Source organism: Lutaonella thermophila, from assembly GCF_055387725.1.
The window spans coordinates 2,133,913-2,151,629 of record NZ_AP043783.1 but is presented as its reverse complement, the minus strand read 5'-3'; the positions used below and the strand labels follow the sequence as shown (position 1 = coordinate 2,151,629).

The window sequence follows — 17,717 nt, the reverse complement described above, 5'->3', positions numbered from 1 at the left end:
AACTACCTATTTAGCAACCGTTAAAACCTTATGCAAAAAACTAAAATACCGGTGTACTGTATGCCAGGAATGGCTGCTAATTCTTCTATTTTCGAGTTTATTTCGCTTCCGGAAGATACTTTTAAAATGTATTATTTAGATTGGGAGCTTCCTAAAAAAAAGGAAACTTTACAGGAATATGCCTTGCGTTTTTCTAAAAAAATAAAGCATAATAATCCGGTGCTAATAGGTGTTTCTTTTGGAGGAATTTTAGTGCAAGAAATAGCAAAACATATTTCGGTGCGTAAAATAATAATCATTTCGAGCGTTAAATGTAAAAGAGAGTTGCCCAAAAGAATGATTTTTGCTAAGTACACCAAAGTACATAAATTATTGCCCACAGGTTTAGTTAATAACATAGAGTTGTTAGCCAAGTATGCTTTTGGAGAAACGGTAATTAAGCGTTTGGAGCTTTACGAGAAATATTTGTCTGTAAGAGACAAAAACTATATTGATTGGGCTATAGATTGTATTGTTAATTGGAACCAGAAAGAGCCATTACCAAACACTATACATATTCATGGTGAGAAAGATGCGGTGTTCCCGCTTGCATACATTAAAGATTGTATTGTGGTTAAAGGTGGTACACATATTATTGTAATTAATCGTGCAAAATGGTTTAATGAGCACCTTCCTGAGTTAATTTTATCGTAAATAATTTTCTTATTACTATATTTAAAAAACTAAAAAAAATCGTCGAAATGCAGTATATAAAAAAAGGATTCATGTTTGTTGGTTTGCTTGCTTTATCGAGTATATTTATTAATGCTGTACAAACCAGTAGCCCATCAGATTTTAAAGATGTAAAACTTCCAAATACACCCGAAAATAACGATTATGGTGTTTACGCGATAGATATTCCGAACAATTTAAACTTTGCAGGAGAGCAAGTACCATTGCAAGATCCTGATGTTTTTGAGCGTATGGACAGAGAGTTGCTTGTTAATACCTTCTGGCAATCAAATGGGTTATTGTTAATTAAAAGAGCCAATAAATACTTTCCAATAATAGAGCCTATCTTGAAAAAATACGGAGTTCCAGACGATTTTAAATACTTAGCGGTTGCAGAAAGCGGTTTACAAAATGTGGTTTCTCCTGCCGGGGCAACTGGTTTTTGGCAACTTATGAGAGCTACTGCAAAAGAACATGGTTTAGAGGTTAATAATAATGTAGATGAGCGCTACCACTTAGAGAAAGCAACCGAAGTTGCCTGCAAGTATTTACTTGAGGCTAAAGAAAAATTTGGAAGCTGGACGCTTGCTGCTGCCTCTTATAATGCCGGAATGCATGGCATTGCCAAACAGCAAAACAGACAACAAGTAACTAATTATTACGATTTACTTTTAGGAGAAGAAACCGGCAGATATGTATTTAGAATTTTAGCGATTAAAGAAATTTTATCTAATCCTAAAAAATACGGTTTTAACTTTACTAAAGACCACTTATATCAGCCAATACCAACTGTAGAAATTGAGGTAGATACTGCTGTTACAAATTTTGCAGACTTTGCGCAAAAACAGGGTATTAACTACAAGATTTTAAAAATTCATAATCCATGGCTACGTGAGGCGCACTTAAATAACAAATCAAGAAAAAAGTACCTTATAAAAATTCCAAAGCCCGGCTATTATAAACTCTAATGTGGGAGTACATAACAAACAATACTTGGCAATTACTTATTGGGCTTAACTATGTGCTGGTTGTAGCCACGGCAATTACCATTCTTTTAAAAAAAATTAACCCCACAAAAACCTTAGCGTATTTGCTTGCACTTGCATTAATGCCATTTGTAGGGCTGGTAATTTATTATTTGTTTGGATTAGAGTATAAAAAAAGCAGAGTTTACAAGAAAAAGAAGATTTTAAACCAAACCAACATTAAAAGATGGAAAGATAATTTTAAACACAGCATAGCAGGTTTAGACCTTGAAGATCAAGAAATTTTGAGCGATAAGCTTAAGCTTGTTAAATTACTTCACGCCAGCCAAGAGGCTCCGCTAACAAGAAACAACAAGGTCTCTATACTTTTAAATGGGGACCAAAAATTTAAAGCTCTTTTTAACGACATTAGCAGCGCAAAGCACAGTATACATTTAGAGTATTACATTTTTAAAGATGATGAAATAGGTACTAAACTAATAGATTTACTTTGTGAGAAGGTCAAACAAGGTGTTAGTGTTAAACTTAGTTATGATTACGTAGGAAGCAGTATTTCTTTTGCAGCTAAGCGTAAATTAGATTTGTGTGGGGTAGAGAGTTATGCTTTTATGCCAGTTTATTTTCCAAAGTTTACAAGTAAATTAAACTACAGAAATCATCGTAAAATTGCTGTAATTGATGGCAAAATTGGATATGTAGGCGGAATCAATATTTCTGATAGATACATAAACAACAAACAAGGAAAAAATTGCGACAATATTTTCTGGAGAGATACGCACTTACGTATAGAGGGAGAGGCAGTAGGTGCACTGCAACTTAATTTTTTGCTGAATTGGGATTTTGTAAGCGACCAAGACGTTAAAGTAGAACCACATTACTTTCCGGAGGTAGAAGTAACAAATAAAACCGAAGTTCAAATTGTTGCAAGTGGTCCAGATACAAACGATGCTCACATTATGGAGGTAATATTTACAGCTATTACAAATGCAAACAAGAGCGTGTATATTACCACTCCATATTTTATTCCTAACGATGAAATTTTATTTGCACTGCATTCAGCAGCTAAAAGCGGTATAGAGGTAAAAATTCTTATTCCTAAAGAATCTGATTCTTGGGTGGCTAAAAATGCAACAAATTCTTATATAGACAAACTATTGCGCTCCGGAGTGAAATTTTACTTTTATACCAAAGGCTTTATACATGCTAAAATGATGATTGTAGATGAAATTTTTACAACCATTGGTACTGCCAATATGGATTACAGAAGCTTTAATATTAATTTTGAAATTAATGCATTGGTATACGATGAGACCTTTGCAAAAGAAGCTTTAAAAGTATTTACAGAAGATTTAAAAGAAAGCGAGCTGGTGCATAGCTCCAAGTGGAGAAAACGTTCTACTATGCAACAGCTCCAAGAATCGTTTGCCAGATTAATGGCTCCGTTATTGTAATTAAATTTTCTTTAATTGTTGTTGCATCATTTTTATTTGCTCTGATAGCATATTGCGCTTATCTAACTTTTTAGCTTCGTTTAAAAGAGTGGTAGCCTCTCTTTTTCTTCTTTTTTGCATGGCAATACCGGCTAAACTTAATTTGGCCATTGCCACATCATAATCCATATTTAAACCAAGCTTTAATGCTTTTTTAAAGTTTTTTTCGGCTTGTGTTAAATTTACTTGAGAGCTTATTATACCATGTAAATAGTAAAAATAACCTTGTTGTTTGGTTGTTAATGCGCTTTCTGGATTTTTAATTTTATCTAACCATTTTTTTGTGCCATCCATATCTTGCTTTCTCATTCTTAAGAAAGCCATTAATATCATCTCGTTTCTGTAATACAAGAAAACAAAGATTAAGGCTAATAAAATAAGAGCTATACCATTACCAATAAAACCTTCAATAAATTGGTAAACTGCAAAGGCAATAATTAAAACGGCTAGTACTAGTTTAATGTTTTTGTTAAACATAAATTAGATTCTTTTATAGGTTATTGTTGCTTTTAAGATTGTTGGTGTTTTTGTATTCGGGTCTATGTTTTTGTAAATAGATGTTCCTTTGGTGTCTTGAGTAACAGTCATTTTAGTTAAAAAACCACTTTTAGAATCGCAAATTATGGTGGTTTTCTGTTTTCCTTCAAGTTGCATTAACACATCGTCATCATCACTGTTAAGTTTCACAGCACTTTCTCCGGCAATAGTTATTTGGCTGCTGTCTTTTTGCACAAGTTTCCAGGTATTTAATGCGGTAACATTTCCTGAGTAAGAATTTTTCCAGGTTTCTCCAATTTTAATTGGATGCGTAGGATAAAAGAACGTCATTTGTTCAAAACTATTAGCCAAAGCTTCAGCTCCAAAATCATTTTCAAGACTTACTTTTATATGGTCTAACGTTTCTTGAGTTACTAATCCTTCAAAACCTTTAAGCATACTATTAACCAGTTTTTGAGTACCATTAACATTGCTTATTTTACCTTGCTTATTCATGGTAAAATAAATAGGCTTATTAAGTAAGGCTTTAAAGGTTTTGTTCATTGGGTCTAACGTGTCTGTAACTTGCGTATCTACCTCAAATAGAGTTCCTATTAAACTAGAAACAGATTTCATTTTAAAACGCTTAAATACCATAGATAATTTGTACTCGTTTTGGGATGCATTTTCAACCTTAAAACTCATTGTACCCTCTATGGTATTTGTAATTTCTTGTTGCTGATTTGCAACCGTATTAATAAGTTGCTGTTTTGCTTGTTGTTGTATATTAAAAACCTGATTTTTGTTTAAAGAATAGCCAATACTATTTTGGGCTTTTACCGTAGTAAAAACCATTAAAAACATTACTAAAATAGCGGCTAAATAAGGACGCATGAACCAAGTTTAATTTTGATGCAAAGAAACTAATTTTTTTTCAAACTATGTTTGCTAAAGTAAAAACTCTTTGTATATTTGCGCCCAGCTTTTGCCAAAGAGAGTTAAGCACAAAATTAAATAGTTTATTCTGTATTTTAGATAAAGATATTTTACAATGAAAAGAACATATCAACCATCAAAAAGAAAGAGAAGAAATAAGCACGGTTTCAGAGAAAGAATGGCTTCTGCCAATGGTAGAAAAGTGCTTGCTCGAAGAAGAGCAAAAGGTAGAAAAAAACTAACCGTATCTTCTGAGCCAAGACATAAGAAGTAATGGTCATAAATAGACGTTCAAATATAAAGGTGTTACTTTTAACGGTAACACCTTTTTTTATATCTAATAACAACATAAATTTATACTAAACCACAACAACACTATGCCAAAAAGAAAAGACCTCAACACCATTTTAATTTTAGGCTCAGGCCCAATTATTATTGGCCAAGCTTGTGAGTTTGATTACTCTGGTTCTCAAGCGTTGCGATCTTTAAAAGAAGATGGTATAAAAACCATTCTTATTAACAGTAATCCTGCCACAATTATGACCGATCCGTCTATGGCAGATCATGTGTATTTAAAACCACTTACCACAAAATCTATAGTTGAGGTTTTAAAAGATCACCCTGAAATAGATGCTGTGTTACCCACAATGGGTGGGCAAACAGCTTTAAACCTCTGTATAGAAGCCGATGAAAAAGGCATTTGGGAAGACTTTAATGTAGAGATTATTGGTGTAGATATAGATGCGATTCAAATAACAGAAGACAGAGATAAGTTTAAAGCTCTATTAAAAGAAATAGGCATTCCGGTTGCACCGGCTAAAACAGCTACATCTTTCTTAAAAGGTAAAGAAATAGCACAAGAGTTTGGCTTTCCGTTAGTAATTAGGCCATCTTTTACCTTAGGAGGTACGGGAGCATCTTTTGTACATAATAAAGAACAATTTGAAGAGCTTTTAACAAGAGGTTTAGAAGCCTCACCTATACACGAAGTGTTAATAGACAAGGCTCTTTTAGGCTGGAAAGAATATGAGTTAGAGCTGCTTAGAGACAGCAATGATAATGTGGTAATAATCTGTACGGTAGAGAATATGGACCCAATGGGGATTCATACCGGAGATTCTATTACTGTTGCGCCTGCAATGACACTATCTGATAGAACATTTCAGCGTATGCGTGATATGGCTATTAAGATGATGCGTAGCATTGGTGATTTTGTGGGAGGCTGTAATGTACAATTTGCTGTTAGCCCGGATGAAAATGAGGATATTATTGCCATAGAAATTAACCCGAGGGTTTCGCGCTCATCGGCATTAGCTTCTAAAGCAACCGGTTACCCGATTGCTAAAATTGCAGCAAAGCTCGCTATTGGTTATACCTTAGACGAGCTAAGCAACCAAATAACCAAATCTACATCGGCTTTATTTGAACCTACCTTAGATTATGTGATTGTAAAAATTCCGAGATGGAATTTTGATAAGTTTGAAGGGTCAGACAGAACTCTGGGGCTTCAAATGAAATCTGTAGGAGAGGTAATGGGTATTGGGCGTTCTTTTCAAGAAGCCTTACATAAAGCCACACAATCACTCGAAATTAAAAGAAACGGATTAGGAGCAGACGGTAAGGGTTATAAAAATTACGATGTAATTATAGATAAATTAACCAACCCAAGCTGGGATAGAGTTTTTGTGATTTACGATGCAATTCAGATGGGAATACCACTAAGTAGAATTCACGAAATCACAAAAATCGATATGTGGTTTTTAAAGCAATTTGAGCAGTTACATTTCTTAGAAAAAGAAATAGAAAATTACACCATAGAATCTTTACCCAAAGAACTTTTATTAGAGGCTAAGCAAAAAGGGTTTGCAGATAGGCAGATTGCTCATATGCTTGGGTGCTGGGAAAGCGAAGTGCATAAAAGACGCCACGAACTTGGTATTAAGCGTGTGTACAAGCTTGTAGATACTTGTGCAGCAGAATTTAAAGCCCAAACACCTTATTATTATTCTACCTTTGAGAATGAGATTGAATCGCCTAACGGAGAACGTTATGTTCATAATGAAAGCGAGTCATCAAACAAGAAAAAAATTATAGTTTTAGGATCGGGTCCTAACCGAATAGGGCAAGGTATAGAGTTTGATTACTGTTGTGTGCATGGTGTTTTAGCAGCTGCAGAATGTGGGTACGAAACCATTATGATTAATTGTAACCCCGAAACTGTATCTACAGATTTTGATACTGCACATAAACTCTACTTTGAGCCGGTTTTCTGGGAACATATTTACGATATAATTCAGCACGAAAAACCAGAAGGCGTTATCGTTCAGCTTGGTGGGCAGACAGCTTTAAAACTAGCCGAAAAGTTAGATAAATACGGAGTTAATATTATAGGAACAAGCTTTAAGTCTTTAGATTTAGCCGAAGATAGAGGAAGCTTTTCAAGGCTATTAAAAGAAAACAATATTCCTTATCCTGAGTTTGGAGTAGCCGAAACAGCAGAACAAGCTCTAAAACTATCAGATGAACTTAATTTCCCAATCTTAGTAAGACCTTCTTATGTGTTAGGAGGGCAGGGGATGAAAATTGTAATTAATAAGCAAGAGCTTGAAGAGCATGTGGTAGATTTACTCAGAAAAATACCTAATAATAAACTCCTTTTAGATCATTATCTTGATGGTGCTATAGAAGCAGAGGCCGATGCAATTTGCGATGGCGAAAATGTGTACATAATTGGTATTATGGAGCACATAGAACCTTGCGGAATTCACTCAGGAGATAGTAATGCAACATTGCCTCCGTTTAATCTGGGAGACTTAGTGCTACAGCAAATTAAAGATCACACACATAAAATAGCATTGGCTTTAAAAACCAAAGGACTTATTAACATTCAGTTTGCAATAAAAGATGATAAAGTGTATGTAATAGAAGCCAACCCAAGAGCTTCTAGAACCGTACCATTTATTGCTAAAGCGTATAAAGAGCCTTATGTAAATTATGCTACCAAAATAATGTTAGGGCATAATAAGGTAACAGACTTTAAATTTAATCCTCAATTAAAAGGATACGCTATTAAACAACCGGTGTTTTCTTTTAACAAGTTCCCGAATGTTAACAAAAAGCTAGGTCCGGAAATGAAGAGTACCGGCGAAAGCATTCTGTTTATAAATAGCTTAAAAGACGATGAGTTTTATGAGCTATATTCAAGAAGAAAAATGTACTTAAGTAAATAAATAATTAATTAAATAAATAAAGGCTGCTTTTAAAGCAGCCTTTATTGTTTTGTAAGTGTATATTGTGCTTGTACCAAGACTTCTTGGGCTATTTTTTTAAAAACCAGTTTGGGTACTTTTATCTTATAATCTTCAGGTTTTATTACAAATTCGGTTTTTAATAAGATTGTATCATTTTGATTTTTTATTTTAATAGGAGCCTTTATTTTATTACTAACGCCGTGTATGGTTAAAATACCATTTATAGCTAAAGAGATTTCGTTGTTAGTAATGTTGAGCGTAGAAAAGTTTTCTATTTGCCCCGTAAATGTAGCTTTTGGGTATTTATGCGATTCTAAATAATTTTCATTAAAATGCTCCTGCATAAGTTTTCTTTTAAACTTAAAATCTGTAATCAGTAAAACCGAAGCAAATTTTCCATCATTAATGTTTATAATACCATTAACTGCTGTATTCTTGGCATAAATATTTTCTAAAGGAGTAGAAGCATTAAATGTAATTTCACCAGTAGAAGTTTTATAAAGCTGTGTAAAACTGCTCTGGGTAATTAAAAAAAGTAATAAGGTTAAAAAGCTACGTAACATTATTTAGTTTTCTGGCATACCTTGATTTACCCATTTTTCAATTAAAGCCCTGGTAGCAATAGGCAACAAACCACTCTCAGGCATAGGATTATTAGTATCGTTAATTCTATCAATTAAAAACCTGTTTTCTACCGCATCTTTTACTTCTAAATATGTTGTAAGCCCCATTGGAGCACCATTTGTAGTTGGATTACCATGGCAAGAAACGCAATGATTTTGCATAATGGGCCTAATATCTGCTTGGTAGGTTACAGGCTCATCAGGTGGCGTAGTACCAGCATCGTCACTACCGGAACATGCTACTAAAAAAGAAATCGTAAAAACAAAAGGCAATAATTTTTTCATAATAAGTATATTTATGATTGTCGATACTTTACCGGATATCCTTACTTTTAAAACAATGTTTTTTTTGTTTTAGTATGTATGTGCAGTAAGTATTTGTTTGTTACAACCGACTAACTTTTTTTACAAATCATTATGAAAACTAAAATTCTAACGCTTACAATCAGTTTAATTTCTATAGTTAATTATGCTCAAGACGACTTATTAAATACTATAGACAAAACCCCTCAAAAACAGTATGAAGCGGCTTTTAAAGCTTTAAAAATTGTAAATTTTGAATCTACCAAATTAGTGTCAGCCAAATCTTTACATTTAGTAATAGCTCATAGGTTTGGGAGTGTTAAAAATGGGATTGATGATTTTTTTGGGTTAGATGAAGCAAATACAAGAATACATTTTATTTATGGTATATCTGATGGTTTTAATATTGCTATTTCAAGAAGTTCATTTAACAAAACCTATGATACATCGTTAAAATATAGATTTTTTACACAAACAGATCAAATCCCGGTTACAGTAGTAGGATATAGCCAAGCAGCTATTAATACATTGTTAGATGAGGAGCTATTATCTAGACCTGTAGATTTTGATGAGCGAGTGTCTGTAACCCAACAAATTCTGATTTCTCGAAAATTTAATGATGCATTATCATTACAGCTAATACCTACTTTTTTTTATGAAGGATATGTAGATTTTGCTCCACAAGATAATGCACAATTTGCTTTAGGAGTAGGAGGAAGGTATAAGTTAAGTAACCGTTGGAGTATTAATGTAGATTACGGTTGGCACTTAAATAGGGCATCTGGTTCTCCATTTAAAAACCCTTTATCTGTTGGTGTTGATATAGAAACCGGCGGACACGTTTTTCAGCTGCACTTTACAAATGCCCAACCCACTTTTGAGAGCGGTTACTTAGGTAATGCCATTGGAGACTTTACAGACGGCAATTTTTACTTTGGGTTTAATTTAACTCGTGTTTTTAATTTTTAATAAAGTAAAAACAGTAGTGCAACAACAATAGCAATACCAAAGCTTAAGAGCGTACCAATTAAAATATACTCTGTAAGTTTTCGGTCTTTCGCTTCGGTTAAATCACTAAATCTAAATATAGATTTTGCAGCAATTAAAAAACCAACTCCTTCCCAATGTTGAGTAGCAATAAAAATAAAGACTAAAATACGCTCAAGTATTCCTATATATTTACCTGCATTTTGTAAAGAATCGTCTTTTTTAAGTTCTGTTTTTGGTGTATAAATAGAGATTATTGTTTTTATGAGTATAGAAGCAGGCTCAGTTAAAAATAAAATACACAAAACAGCCACCCAGATAAAATCCGGTATAGCAATAGCTTGATATTTACCTTCTACAGCAAACCAAAGAGCTAAAATAACAAGTGTGTGTAAGGCTTGATCTAAGAAAAAAAACAGCCTTTTATTACTTTTTTTCTGAAGTTCTACTTTAGCAGCATCTATAAGCAAATGGCTAAAACCAATACAGACAGCTACATACCATAATTGCAAATCCCATAATACTATAAAAGCCAAAACGGTATGGATAATAACGTGCCAATAAAGCTTTTTAGAACTTAATTTGTGTTTTTCTTTATGGCTTACCCACGAATTAGGTTGAAAAATAAAATCTCCTAAAAAGTGAGCAATTAACAGTTTTACAAATATGAGCATAGTTATGTTGTTAAAGCGGTTGTTTTTTGTTTAAAGAAAACGTTTAACTCTAAGATTTCTTGTAAATAAGCTCTTTTTTGGCGTTCACTTACGGTATTTTGCTTAATTCCTATTTTGGCTCCAAGCGCTGTTTGCGATAGGTTGGGGTGTTTTAAGGAGAGTTTTACAATTTCGGCAGAATTGGCTGTCCAATTATCCATAGCAATCAATGCTAACTTAAAACATAAATTTAGTGAGGCATCAAAATCTTCATTATTGGTTTTAATAGCCAGGTTTACTTTTTCTTTTTTTAAACGTTCAAGGGTTTCGCCCGAAAAAATAAAGGCACTTCCACTGGCTTCAGCTACCGATGTTCCCTGGTGTGTTTTATGGCCTATACCAATGGCCAATCTTACATCTAACTGCTTTATGGTTTTTATGGCAGCTTTTATTGTTACAGCTGCTAAAAAAGCATTTTTACAGTCAGTAATTTCTACTTGAAAGCTATCACCTCTATAAATTTCCCAATGCTTATTATTGTTGGTAATTTCTTGTAGCGTATTTTTTAATAATGGAAGCCAAACCTCAGGACTAACATCTCTAGAATTAATTATATCTCCGGTTATTACAGCAATCATACATCAAATATCGTCTTTTTTATTGATAAATCAAAATATCGCTTAAAAAAACGATTATATAGAATATCGTGTATTACTCGTCTAACTCGTTTTCTTGAGCGCGTTTTAAAATAGGTTCGGGTAATGATTTTTTTGCTTTTGCGCCCATTTTTTTAATTTTTTCTATTGTGGTTATAATATTGCCTCTACCTTCAAAAAGCTTATTCATGGCATTTTTATACTCGGTTTTAGCATCGTCCATTTTTTTACCAACACGCGTTAAATCGTTTACTAAACCTTCAAATTTATCGTAAAGAGCGCCTGCTTGCTTTGCAATATCTATAGCATTGCGTTGCTGTTTTTCATTATTCCACATTGTATCTATAGTACGCAGTGTTGCTAGGAGTGTAGTTGGCGTAACAATAACTATATTTTTCTCGAAAGCTTTATTGTATAACGTGTTATCTTCAGATAATGCAACTGCAAAAGCAGGTTCTATAGGAATAAACATCAATACAAAATCGGGACTTTCTATTTCGTATAAATCTTCATATTTTTTTTCGGAGAGTTGCTCTACATGCTTTTTAATAGAGTTTAAATGTTCTTTTAAAGCATCAGCTTTTAAAGTTGAATCATCTGTTGTTATATAACGCTCATAAGCAGTTAACGATACTTTAGAGTCTATAATAATTTTTTTGTTATCGGGTAAATTTATTACTACATCGGGTAAAACTCGCGAGCCGTCTTCGCGTTTAAAACTTTGTTGTACAAAATACTCACGTCCTTTTTCTAATCCGCTTTTTTCTAAAACTCGTTCTAAAACAAGTTCGCCCCAATTACCTTGAGTTTTACTATCGCCTTTTAATGCTTTAGTGAGGTTTTCTGTTTCTTGTGTTATTTTTTGATTTAAAGATTGCAGGTGTTGTAGTTGTCCTTTTAACTCAGAATGAAGGCTTATGTTTTTTTCTTGTGATCTCTCTACTTTTTCTTCAAAAGCTTTAATTTTTTCTTGAAGCGGCGCTAAAATATTTTTAATGTTTTCTTTGTTTTGAGAGGTGAATTTTTCTGTTTTTTCCTCTAATATTTTTTGTGCTAACACTTCAAATTCGTTACTAAATTGCTCTTGTAATTTTGTTACTTCTTCTTTATGCTCTTTAAGTTTTAGTAATAAGTTTTGGTTTTCTATTTCTAGTGTATTTTTAGATAGTGCTAAATCTTGTTTTTCTCTGTCTAGGGTGTTTCTTTCTTGCTTAACTTCTTCTAATTGGCTTTTTAGGTTTTCTAAAGAAGCTTGCATTTGTTTTTCTCGTTCTTGAGCACCAATTTCTAATGATTTAATTTTTAGTTTTTGAATATATATTCCTAAAAATAAACCAATAGCCAAGAAAATAAGGGCAATAACTATAAGTATAGCAGTATCGTTCATTTTTAAAATGTGTTTTGTGTAAAGATAAATTTTTAACCTAAAAAAAGGTATGCTATTACGGTTTACTTATTAACGTTAAATTTACCGGCAGCAGCATCAAATTTCAGTAAATCTCCGGGAAATAACTGATTAAAAACCCCTAATTCTATAAGTTTTTTAGGAGTATTGTAGTAACATTGGTCTGCTGTCATAATTAAAAGATAATCGCAAAGATTTATAGCTAAATCTATTTCGTGCGTAGAAAATAAAATTGTTCGGTTTGTAGACTTTGCAATTTGCTGTAATAGTTTTAAAATATACACTTTATGGTAAATATCTAAGTGCGTTGTAGGCTCATCTAACAGTATAATATTGGTTTGCTGAGCCAAAGCTCTTGCAAGCATTACTTTTTGCAATTGCCCATCACTTAGCTCATAACATTTTTGGTCTTTTAGTTGTTCGATTTGGGTGCTTTTTATAGCGTTGTTTATAGCTTTAATATCATCTACCGTTAGTGTTCCTAACCAATTTGTATAGGGCTGTCTGCCAAGAGCAACAACTTCTTTAACGGTTAAGTTTTTTGCCGGAATAGGCTCGGTTAAAACTAAGCTCATTAGCTGAGCTAACTGCTTTTGTGTGTATGCTTTTATCGATTTTTGATTTAATAGAATTTCTCCGGAAAGATATGGTTGTACTCCGGCCAGAGTTCTAATTAAAGTAGATTTACCAACACCGTTTGCTCCTACAATAGCCACCAAATTTCCTGCCTGTACAGTTGCGTTAATTTTAGAAGCAACAACCGTTTTTGTTCCTTTTTTTTGGTAGCCAATAGACAGGTTTTTAAGCGATATTATTTCTTTTGTTTTGATCATTAAGATTTTAAAAAATCATTTTTTGTTTTCTAACCAATAACCAAATTACAACCGGAGCGCCCACTATAGAAGTTATGGCATTAATTGGCAGTGTAAATGCATTACCCGGTAATTGAGCAATGGTGTCGCAAAATAGCATCAAAATGCTTCCTGTTAAAACCACCCCCGGAACCATTACATAGTGTAAATTGGTATTAAAAAACTGCTTAGTTAAATGTGGTACTGCTAACCCAATAAAGGCTATGGGACCTGCAAAAGCTGTAATTCCTCCGGCTAAAATACTGGTGGTTACTATAATTAATATGCGTGTTTTTTGAATTGATATTCCAAGACTTCGTGCGTAATTTTCTCCTAAAAGTAAGGCGTCTAATCCCTTTAAAAGTATTATACTAAATATAATTCCTATTAAAAGCAACCCGGAAAGCAATATAACAGAAGTCCATGATAAGTTTCCTAAACTACCAAAAGACCAAAATACGTATTGTTGAAGCTTCTCTGAATTTGTAAAATACGATAATACACTAACTATTGCTGTTGTAATACTGCCAAACATAAGCCCTATAATTAATAAAGCCATGGTGTCTCTAACTTTATTTGCCACCAGCAAAACTGTAAGTAAAACCAAAAAACTTCCAATTATAGCTGCAATAGTTATGGCTGCTGTACCTTGTAAAATTGTGCCTAATAAGCCTCCTAACAATCCGCTACCCATAATTACAAAGGCAACCCCTAAGCTTGCACCAGAACTAATTCCTAAAACAAAAGGGCCGGCAAGCGGATTTCTAAAAAGGGTTTGCATTAACAACCCACTTAACGATAAACCCGAGCCAACAATTACTGCTGTAATGGCTTTGGGTAATCTATAATTTAAAATTATATACTGCCAAGTAGGATTAGAAGTTTCTAATCCAAAAAGAGAATTTATAACATTTTTAAAAGGAATGTGTACTGAGCCTAAACTAATATTTAAAAGTAAAGCCAAAAAAAGTAGTACCGGTAAAACAAAAAAAAGGTATTTACTGTAATGTAACTTCAAGGCAATAAGGGTTTAAAAAATACAGGTTTATAATCAGGCAACACATTTGGGTGTACAATTTTAATAATATCTTTTAAAACTATATCTGGTCTGTTTGGTGCTAATTCATAATACAAAATACCTCCGGTTTCACCTTTTGTAAGACTAAATGTGTATATTTTTTTGTTGATGAACGACTTAAATTTTTGATAGTGTTCACTTTCATTTAACAACTTTGTATAAGAAACAAACTGTCCGGGAGCAATCCAATAGGTAGCATCTGTACCTTGCTCTAAAGCGCTTTCAAAACTTAACGTTAAACTTCCGGTTCCTTTAGTGTTTTTCCAGACATAATTTGCATTAGCATCTTCTAAAAAAGTAGCCATCCAACTATTTCCTGCCGGCGCATACCAAACATCTTTGTACATAGAGCCGCTAATAACTTTAGGTTTTACTTTAGTTTTAGCAGCTATTTTTTTAGCATTAATATAGTTTTGCTCTATAACGGAAAAAAGACTGTCTGCAACCTTTTCTTTATTAAAAAAAGGAGCAAAAAACTTTATCCATTCTGCTTTTCCTAAGGGTGTTTGCTCAGTCCAATCGCCATTATAAACCACAGGAATTCCACTATTTTTTATGGTGTTGTAAGTTTTATTAGCATTATTAATGCTAAATCCAAAAACAACATCGGGTTTTAAATTTAGTAGTACCTCTGCATTAATACTCTCGTTAGAACCTAACTCTGTTATATGACCGTCTTCTACCAGATTACGAGCTTTTTTAGAGGATATATAATGCGTGTCAGGAAAACCAATTAAACTGTTTAAAACTCCTAAGCTTTCTAAAGCAGGGATATGTGTGGTTGATGTAACTACAACTTTTTTTACCGGAATTCTAACTATGGTGTTATAATTTACATTTTCAGGAACAGGCATATTGTGGCCTAAAAGTAAATATGTAAAATGGCGTTCTGCTTCTGGCCAAGGATTTGTAACAGTAATTACCGAATAGTAGTCGCCCTTTTTAATGGTAAATCCGGTTGCATACTTAGGTGTATTGCTTTGTAAGTCAGGTAAATTATTTTCAGTATTGTTGGTTTCTTTACATCCCAACAATCCAGCAATAATAAATATACAAAGCAGTACTTTATTTACCATATATCAAAAGTAATATTAATTATTATTATATGTGTGTTAAACCATAATTTGTTTACCTTCGCAGAGACAATACAGGTTTACTACTTAGGTAGTAATTAAAAGGGAATCAGGTGAAAAACCTGAGCTGTTCCCGCAACTGTAAGCTAAGCCTTTTTAGGTGCTTAATATGCCTACAATGTCACTGAAACTTTTGTTTTGGGAAGACTCATATTAAGACGCGAGCCAGGAGACCTGCCTGTATTGTAACATATATGTCTAACTTTCGGGATAAAAGTTTAGGTATGGGTAAACTTCATGCTTTTCTCCCTTTTTATTTTTATTAAAAATGAAAAGAAACTATTTATTTCCGGCAATTTTACTATTGCTAAGCATTAAATTGTACGGACAAGAAAATCAAATTCAAACTTTAGATGAAGTAGTGGTTACAGACTCAAGACTGCCACTAAAAAGGAAGCACTCAGGTAAGGTAGTGCAAAAAATTACATCAGAAGATTTAGAAAAAGTTAAGGGTAAAACATTACCTCAAATTTTAAACACTTTAGCCGGAATTGTAATTAACGGCAGTAATAGTGTATCTGGCCAAAACTTAGGGTATTATTTTAGAGGAGGAAGAAACAAACAAGTTTTAGTTTTAATTGATGGGGTAGCGGTATCAGACCAATCGGCAATTGCTAATGATTTTGATTTGAATTTACTAACTGTAAATCAAATAGAATCTATAGAAATTATAAAAGGAGCAGCCAGTACACTTTACGGTGCAAATGCAGCTACCGGAGTTATAAATATTACATTAAAAAAACCGGAATCAAACACTTTTAAAGCCTCAGTAAACACACAAGTTAGCACAAATAATGACCAGCAAAATAAAAGCATTGCCCCCGATAGCTACACCGGTGCTTTAACATTATCGGGCAAGGCTAATGCGTTATCATATCTGGCAAATTTTGGAGCCACTTACACAGAAGGGTTGTCGGCGCTTTCTGGAGAAGATTTTAAGGCTAACCCGTTTCAAAAGGTAAATGCCTTGGTAAAACTTAACTATGAGTTTTCCAATAAATTTTCTGTAAACACCTCAGGGATATTTCAAAAAAATAAGGTTTCATTTGATGAAACTTTTGGATTCACAGATGCCAATAATACAGCCCGAAACACCCAAAAAGGAGTTGTAATATCGCCAAGGTACAGTTATAACAAAGGAGAATTGTTTGCAAACATTTCGTTTCAGGATTTTGACAGAGATTTTAAAGAAACGTCTTTCCCGAGCACCTTTAGTGCTAAAAGTTCTACAGTCGATATTTTTAATAAAGTACGTATATCGCGTAAATTAAATCTTTTAACAGGCATTAATATTCAAAAGCATAGTGCAGATAATACAGTTATAGATTTTAATACCGGTAATTATATTACCAGTTTAGATGCAGATAATGCTACATTTACTACGGTAGACCCATATATTACAAGTGTATTTGTATCTGATTCAGGATTTAATTTAAATACAGGGTTACGACTTAATTTTCATAGCGAATACAATAGCTATGCGGTAGTAAACATTAATCCTTCTTACAGGTTTAAATTATCTGAAACATCTGTTGTAAAATTAATAAGCTCATTTAGTTCGGCCTACATAACGCCTACATTGTTTCAGCTTTTTGACCCAACATATGGAAATCCGGACTTGAAGCCGGAGAAAAATTTCACCTATGAGGTAGGTTTTGAGTTTGCGCGCCATAATTTTTTGTTTAATACCACTTTCTTTTACAGAGAAGAGAAAGAAGCTGTAATTTTTTATACCATAAACCCGGTTACTTTTCAGGCGGAGTACAGAAACAATGTTGGGAATTCTTTTGCTAGAGGTTTAGAAACAATAGTAAATTGGGATATAACAAACAAAATAAGCTGGAATGCAAACCATACTTTTATAAACAGAGAAAAAGCGTTAATGCTACAAATACCTAAACATAAAATATCCAGTACATTAAGTTATAACCACAATGGTAACGGGATAGCGGTAAACTATAATTATTTTGGAGAGCGTTTAATTAATTTTTTCCCTGAAGTTACCGATAGCTCCTATAGTTTGATTGATATTTTTTTAAGTAAAAAGATATTAAATGATAAGCTTACGCTTTATGGTAGCGTTACAAATTTATTTAATGAAACATACACAGAAATTTATAGGTTTTCTACCCTTGGAAGAAACTTTAGTGTTGGAGTAAATTATAATTTATACTGAT

At 33.2% G+C, this 17,717-nt stretch carries 17 protein-coding genes and 1 riboswitch; of the genes, 7 read left to right on the top strand and 10 right to left on the bottom strand.

The genetic code is table 11. The features are described 5' to 3' along the window. Window positions 1–30 precede the first annotated feature (30 nt). The 3 genes from ACZ5CF_RS10245 to cls are packed head-to-tail and all read left to right on the top strand — an operon-like array spanning window position 31 to window position 3,148. The gene (locus ACZ5CF_RS10245) at window positions 31–693 is read left to right on the top strand and encodes an alpha/beta fold hydrolase (RefSeq protein ID WP_464579276.1); all 663 of its coding nucleotides are present in this window, start codon (window positions 31–33) and stop codon (window positions 691–693) included. A gap of 47 nt (window positions 694–740) precedes the next feature. Next, window positions 741–1,679 carry a lytic transglycosylase domain-containing protein gene (locus tag ACZ5CF_RS10240; protein WP_464579275.1) on the top strand — a complete coding sequence of 313 codons (939 nt, stop codon included), beginning with the start codon at window positions 741–743 and terminating at the stop codon, window positions 1,677–1,679. Further along, window positions 1,679–3,148 carry a cardiolipin synthase gene (gene cls, locus ACZ5CF_RS10235; protein ID WP_464579274.1) on the top strand — a complete coding sequence of 490 codons (1,470 nt, stop codon included), beginning with the start codon at window positions 1,679–1,681 and terminating at the stop codon, window positions 3,146–3,148. Before ACZ5CF_RS10240 ends, cls begins: the two co-directional genes overlap by 1 nt. On the opposite strand, the gene ACZ5CF_RS10230 is transcribed toward cls, so the two are convergent. Together ACZ5CF_RS10230 and ACZ5CF_RS10225 are read right to left on the bottom strand one after the other, a co-directional pair. Further along, window positions 3,149–3,664 carry a DUF2892 domain-containing protein gene (locus ACZ5CF_RS10230; protein ID WP_464579273.1) on the bottom strand — a complete coding sequence of 172 codons (516 nt, stop codon included), beginning with the start codon at window positions 3,662–3,664 and terminating at the stop codon, window positions 3,149–3,151. It lies immediately after the preceding gene. Window positions 3,665–3,667: 3 nt separating this feature from the next. Then, window positions 3,668–4,558 carry a DUF6263 family protein gene (locus tag ACZ5CF_RS10225; RefSeq protein ID WP_464579272.1) on the bottom strand — a complete coding sequence of 297 codons (891 nt, stop codon included), beginning with the start codon at window positions 4,556–4,558 and terminating at the stop codon, window positions 3,668–3,670. A 157-nt stretch (window positions 4,559–4,715) separates the two neighbouring features. On the opposite strand from ACZ5CF_RS10225, the gene rpmH reads away from it, so the two are divergent. Together rpmH and carB are read left to right on the top strand one after the other, a co-directional pair. Beyond that, window positions 4,716–4,874, top strand: coding sequence for a 50S ribosomal protein L34 (gene rpmH, locus ACZ5CF_RS10220; protein ID WP_311350748.1), 159 nt, complete (start codon window positions 4,716–4,718; stop codon window positions 4,872–4,874). A 103-nt stretch (window positions 4,875–4,977) separates the two neighbouring features. After that, window positions 4,978–7,830 carry a carbamoyl-phosphate synthase large subunit gene (carB, locus tag ACZ5CF_RS10215; RefSeq protein ID WP_464579270.1) on the top strand — a complete coding sequence of 951 codons (2,853 nt, stop codon included), beginning with the start codon at window positions 4,978–4,980 and terminating at the stop codon, window positions 7,828–7,830. A 41-nt stretch (window positions 7,831–7,871) separates the two neighbouring features. On the opposite strand, the gene ACZ5CF_RS10210 is transcribed toward carB, so the two are convergent. Next, the gene (locus tag ACZ5CF_RS10210) at window positions 7,872–8,414 is read right to left on the bottom strand and encodes a YceI family protein (RefSeq protein ID WP_464579268.1); all 543 of its coding nucleotides are present in this window, start codon (window positions 8,412–8,414) and stop codon (window positions 7,872–7,874) included. Window positions 8,415–8,417: 3 nt separating this feature from the next. Further along, complete coding sequence (locus ACZ5CF_RS10205; protein ID WP_464579267.1) at window positions 8,418–8,759, bottom strand: hypothetical protein; 342 nt, start codon at window positions 8,757–8,759, stop codon at window positions 8,418–8,420. A gap of 132 nt (window positions 8,760–8,891) precedes the next feature. On the opposite strand from ACZ5CF_RS10205, the gene ACZ5CF_RS10200 reads away from it, so the two are divergent. Next, the gene (locus ACZ5CF_RS10200; protein ID WP_464579265.1) at window positions 8,892–9,746 is read left to right on the top strand and encodes a DUF5777 family beta-barrel protein; all 855 of its coding nucleotides are present in this window, start codon (window positions 8,892–8,894) and stop codon (window positions 9,744–9,746) included. Here the strand turns inward: ACZ5CF_RS10200 and ACZ5CF_RS10195 are convergent. The 6 genes from ACZ5CF_RS10195 to ACZ5CF_RS10170 form a co-directional block, all read right to left on the bottom strand. Continuing rightward, window positions 9,743–10,438, bottom strand: a complete 696-nt coding sequence (locus tag ACZ5CF_RS10195; RefSeq protein WP_464579263.1) for a DUF3307 domain-containing protein — start codon at window positions 10,436–10,438, stop codon at window positions 9,743–9,745. The two genes, ACZ5CF_RS10200 and ACZ5CF_RS10195, sit on opposite strands and share 4 nt — an antisense overlap. Before the next feature lie 2 nt (window positions 10,439–10,440). Beyond that, a complete protein-coding gene (locus ACZ5CF_RS10190; protein ID WP_464579262.1) occupies window positions 10,441–11,055 on the bottom strand; it encodes a SatD family protein in 615 nt (204 codons plus the stop codon). A 73-nt stretch (window positions 11,056–11,128) separates the two neighbouring features. Next, window positions 11,129–12,460 carry a DNA recombination protein RmuC gene (locus ACZ5CF_RS10185; protein ID WP_464579261.1) on the bottom strand — a complete coding sequence of 444 codons (1,332 nt, stop codon included), beginning with the start codon at window positions 12,458–12,460 and terminating at the stop codon, window positions 11,129–11,131. 62 nt (window positions 12,461–12,522) lie between these two features. Then, window positions 12,523–13,311: an ABC transporter ATP-binding protein gene (locus ACZ5CF_RS10180; RefSeq protein WP_464579260.1), complete on the bottom strand. Its 789-nt coding sequence runs from the start codon at window positions 13,309–13,311 to the stop codon at window positions 12,523–12,525. 7 nt (window positions 13,312–13,318) lie between these two features. Then, the gene (locus ACZ5CF_RS10175; RefSeq protein WP_464579258.1) at window positions 13,319–14,347 is read right to left on the bottom strand and encodes an iron chelate uptake ABC transporter family permease subunit; all 1,029 of its coding nucleotides are present in this window, start codon (window positions 14,345–14,347) and stop codon (window positions 13,319–13,321) included. After that, window positions 14,344–15,483: an ABC transporter substrate-binding protein gene (locus ACZ5CF_RS10170; protein ID WP_464579256.1), complete on the bottom strand. Its 1,140-nt coding sequence runs from the start codon at window positions 15,481–15,483 to the stop codon at window positions 14,344–14,346. The genes ACZ5CF_RS10175 and ACZ5CF_RS10170 overlap by 4 nt, the downstream gene beginning before the upstream one ends. A 56-nt stretch (window positions 15,484–15,539) precedes the next feature. Beyond that, window positions 15,540–15,736, top strand: a riboswitch (cobalamin riboswitch). 72 nt (window positions 15,737–15,808) lie between these two features. Between ACZ5CF_RS10170 and ACZ5CF_RS10165 the strand changes: the two genes are divergently transcribed. Next, window positions 15,809–17,716 (top strand): TonB-dependent receptor plug domain-containing protein, encoded by a 1,908-nt coding sequence (locus tag ACZ5CF_RS10165; RefSeq protein ID WP_464579255.1) that lies wholly within the window; start codon window positions 15,809–15,811, stop codon window positions 17,714–17,716. Window position 17,717: the final 1 nt, after the last annotated feature.

Coding starts and splice junctions, on each gene's coding strand:
- ACZ5CF_RS10240 (WP_464579275.1), top strand. CDS start 741: ATGCAGTATATAAAAAAAGGATTCATGTTTGTTGGTTTGCTTGCTTTA.
- ACZ5CF_RS10200 (WP_464579265.1), top strand. CDS start 8,892: ATGAAAACTAAAATTCTAACGCTTACAATCAGTTTAATTTCTATAGTT.
- ACZ5CF_RS10180 (WP_464579260.1), bottom strand. CDS start 13,311: ATGATCAAAACAAAAGAAATAATATCGCTTAAAAACCTGTCTATTGGC.
- ACZ5CF_RS10165 (WP_464579255.1), top strand. CDS start 15,809: ATGAAAAGAAACTATTTATTTCCGGCAATTTTACTATTGCTAAGCATT.
- ACZ5CF_RS10185 (WP_464579261.1), bottom strand. CDS start 12,460: ATGAACGATACTGCTATACTTATAGTTATTGCCCTTATTTTCTTGGCT.
- ACZ5CF_RS10225 (WP_464579272.1), bottom strand. CDS start 4,558: ATGCGTCCTTATTTAGCCGCTATTTTAGTAATGTTTTTAATGGTTTTT.
- rpmH (WP_311350748.1), top strand. CDS start 4,716: ATGAAAAGAACATATCAACCATCAAAAAGAAAGAGAAGAAATAAGCAC.
- ACZ5CF_RS10195 (WP_464579263.1), bottom strand. CDS start 10,438: ATGCTCATATTTGTAAAACTGTTAATTGCTCACTTTTTAGGAGATTTT.
- carB (WP_464579270.1), top strand. CDS start 4,978: ATGCCAAAAAGAAAAGACCTCAACACCATTTTAATTTTAGGCTCAGGC.
- ACZ5CF_RS10170 (WP_464579256.1), bottom strand. CDS start 15,483: ATGGTAAATAAAGTACTGCTTTGTATATTTATTATTGCTGGATTGTTG.
- ACZ5CF_RS10230 (WP_464579273.1), bottom strand. CDS start 3,664: ATGTTTAACAAAAACATTAAACTAGTACTAGCCGTTTTAATTATTGCC.
- ACZ5CF_RS10190 (WP_464579262.1), bottom strand. CDS start 11,055: ATGATTGCTGTAATAACCGGAGATATAATTAATTCTAGAGATGTTAGT.
- ACZ5CF_RS10210 (WP_464579268.1), bottom strand. CDS start 8,414: ATGTTACGTAGCTTTTTAACCTTATTACTTTTTTTAATTACCCAGAGC.
- ACZ5CF_RS10205 (WP_464579267.1), bottom strand. CDS start 8,759: ATGAAAAAATTATTGCCTTTTGTTTTTACGATTTCTTTTTTAGTAGCA.
- cls (WP_464579274.1), top strand. CDS start 1,679: ATGTGGGAGTACATAACAAACAATACTTGGCAATTACTTATTGGGCTT.
- ACZ5CF_RS10245 (WP_464579276.1), top strand. CDS start 31: ATGCAAAAAACTAAAATACCGGTGTACTGTATGCCAGGAATGGCTGCT.